The 3,025-nt window shown below is 66.1% G+C and carries 4 protein-coding genes; all 4 read right to left on the bottom strand.

What is annotated here, in order from left to right:
• Window positions 1-1,325 (bottom strand): FAD-binding oxidoreductase (locus VFH65_RS19305; protein WP_353323612.1); only part of this gene is annotated, 1,325 nt, incomplete at its 3' end.
• 31 nt (window positions 1,326-1,356) lie between these two features.
• Window positions 1,357-1,752 carry a GtrA family protein gene (locus tag VFH65_RS19300; protein ID WP_353323614.1) on the bottom strand — a complete coding sequence of 132 codons (396 nt, stop codon included), beginning with the start codon at window positions 1,750-1,752 and terminating at the stop codon, window positions 1,357-1,359.
• Between the two features lie 93 nt (window positions 1,753-1,845).
• Window positions 1,846-2,346, bottom strand: a complete 501-nt coding sequence (locus tag VFH65_RS19295) for a nitroreductase/quinone reductase family protein (RefSeq protein ID WP_353323611.1) — start codon at window positions 2,344-2,346, stop codon at window positions 1,846-1,848.
• Between the two features lie 9 nt (window positions 2,347-2,355).
• Window positions 2,356-3,025, bottom strand: a 670-nt coding sequence (locus VFH65_RS19290; protein WP_353323610.1) for an aminotransferase class I/II-fold pyridoxal phosphate-dependent enzyme, incomplete at its 5' end; no start/stop codon positions are given.

Below are 3,025 nucleotides of genomic sequence, written 5' to 3'. Positions count from 1 at the left end.
CCGGTGGGATCGACCTTGCGGCGCACGGCAATCCATTCGTCGATTCGCGGGTACATGGCGTGGAAGGTCTCGGCAGTCGTTCGGGAATCCTTGGCGGTGTAGAGCCTGCCGCCGAACTCCAGCACCCGCCGGTCGAGCTCGGTGACGAACCTGTTGAGGTCCGGCTTGATCGGAAAGTCGACGCAGACGTTCCAGCCGGCCATCGGAAAGCTCAGTGGCGCATCGTTGCCGGGCCCGAACAGCTTGAACACGTTGAGAAACGAGTAGTGACCGGAGCGCTGGATGTCGACGATGATGCTCTTGAACTCGTCGACTGCCGCTGTCGGAACGACGAATTGGTACTGCAGGAAGCCTGAGGGTCCGTACGCCCTGTTCCACTCGCCGAACATGTCCAGCGGGTGGTAGAACTGCGTCAGATTCTGGACTTTGCCGCGGTAGGTGCCGGACTTGCGGTACCACAGCTCGCCGATCGGTCCGAACGTGTACTTGTTCGCCAGCCCGTCCGGGAAGATGTCGGGCAGCTTGAGTAGTTGCGGCGCATCGAATTTCAGCGGATTCTGCTGGAGCTTCGCGGGAAGCTGGTCGAGCCGCGCGAGTGAACCGCGGGAGATTGCGGCGCGGCCGAGCTTCGGCGGTGCGCTGATCGCGTCGAACCAGGCGCTGGAGTACGTGTAGTTGTCTTCGCTTCCGTCACTGTGAAAGGCGATGGTTTCGTCGAGGCTCGCGGTGACGTCGCCGTCGGCGATGAAGTACGCGGTCTCCGTGGGAGTCATCTCCAACAGCACCCGCAGGATGATTCCGGTCAGCCCGTTGCCGCCGACCGTCGCCCAGAAGAGCTCACGGTCGGGACCGTCGGGGGTCAGCTGGCGGATCTCGCCGTCGGCGGCCAGCAGATCCATCGACCGCACGTGATCGCCGAAGCTGCCCGCGCTGTGGTGGTTCTTGCCGTGAATGTCGCAGGCGATGGCGCCGCCGATGGTGACCTGGCGGGTACCTGGCAGCACGGGCACCCACAGCCCGAACGGCAGAGCCGCCTTCATCAGCGCGTCCAGGCTCACACCGGCGTCGAGGTCGACGATGTGGGTGTCGGCGTCGATCGAGTGGATCCGGCTCAGCGGCGTCATGTCGACGACGAGGCCGCCGCCGTTCTGGGCGTTGTCGCCGTACGAGCGGCCGAGGCCCCTGGCGATCACGCCGCGGCCGCCGTCGGCGACCTGGGACACCGCTTTGGCGATCACCTCTGGATCCCGCGTCGAGAGCACCTTGGCGACCGTTGGGGCGGTGCGGCCCCAGCCGGTCAGTCGTTGAGTAGTGGTCTCAAACATCGTGACGAGGGTACCGTGCACGACTTGCGGCTCAGCTCAGCCGGAAGATGACCGCCCGCTGCACCACGAAGTTGATGACGGTCGCGGTGCCCTGGGCGATCACGAACGCCACTGGTACACGCCACGGCTTGTCGTCCCAGGTCATGTAGAAGACGTAGTTGATGCCGACCTGCACGGCATACGTCAGCGCGTAGAGCGCCATCACCGCGATGAAGCGGGCCTTGCTCGGCGGTGCCTGAAATGTCCAGCGCCTGTTGATCAGGTACGCCGTCGTGGTGCCCGCGATGAAGCTGATGGTTTTGGCGACATTGACGTGCAACCCGGCCGCCAGTAGTGCGACGTACAGGCCGAAGTCCACGATCGCCGAAAGCCCACCGGTGACGACGAACCGCCATGCCTGCGTCTTGAGCGACAGGTTCGACGGCATCACGGGCTCGGCCACCCGGGCAGCTTACGGCTGGCTCGCTCAGACTGCGGTGAGGGCGTTGGCTACTCGCACTTTTGCGTCCTAGCCGCAGAGTCAACGCGCGCCGGACCGCTCCAGACGGATCAGCGGGATCGTCCGGTCGCCCGCGGTCTTCTCGTAGTCGCCGTAGCCGGCATAGATGTCGAGTGCCAGCTCCCACGCGCGGTCGCGTTCGGCCGGATCGGTGATCTGGGACGCCACGTAGGTGCCGCTGCGCTTGCCTGCCAGCACTTCGACCTGCGGGTTGGCCGTCAGGTTCCGGTACCACGCCGGATGGCTCTTCCCACCGTAGTTCGAGCCGACGAGGATAATCCGCTCACCGTCGGCGATATAGGTGAGCGGAATGGTCCGCTGCTGACCGGATTTGGCCCCGATGGTGGTCAGCAACATCACGGGCACGGGATACTCCGCGCTGACCCGTCCGCCTGTGAGGCGCAGCAGCGGAGGATCGATCCGGGGCGCGACCTTCTTGAGGTACCAGTACCCGGCCGGGGTGCGCGCGAACTTCTCAAGCCAACGCTCGTACAGGCCCATCCGGCGGCGCTCAGGACTCATGGTCGGACGCTACGACGCCAGCCCGCTGTCCGTCAGCACATCACACAATGCGTCCACAGCCGCTGCGAACGCATGCTCGGCCGGCGCCGCGAACCCGACGATGATCCCGTCGCGATGCGGTATCTGCGAACTGGCGAGCGGGTGGCGCATCACCGACAGACCGCTCAGCGCGATTCCGGCCTCGCCGGCCCGACGCAGCACCGCATGCTCGGTCCCCTCGGGCAGGGTGAGCAGCATGTTCACGCCCGCCGACAGCCCGCTGATGCCCACCTCGAAACCGGCCAGCGCCTCGACCAGCACGTCGCGCCGACGTCGGTAGCGTGTCCGCATCTTTCGGATGTGGCGGTCGTACTGGCCGCTGACGATGAAGTCCGCCATGGTCAGCTGCGCGATGGCGTCGACGTAGAACTGGGCTCCGCCCGCGGCGGCGAGCACCGGGTCCATCAGGCTGTCCGGCACCACCATCCAGCCCAGCCGCAGCGTCTGGGACAGGCTCTTGCTTGTCGACCCCAGGTAGACGATCCGGTCGGGACACAGCGCCTGGAGGGCGCCGACCGGTTGGCGGTCGTAGCGGAACTCTCCGTCGTAGTCGTCATCGAGCACGTACCCGTCGGTGCGCTGTGCCCACTCGACGACCGCGGTGCGCCGCGACGGATGCAGTGGCATGCCCATCGGGCTG

Origin of the sequence: Mycobacterium sp. (genome assembly GCF_035697385.1) — a bacterium.
Taxonomy (GTDB): Bacteria; Actinomycetota; Actinomycetes; order Mycobacteriales; family Mycobacteriaceae; genus Mycobacterium.
Note: the sequence above shows the minus strand (reverse complement) of the source record. Positions and strands in the feature narration are given on the sequence as shown.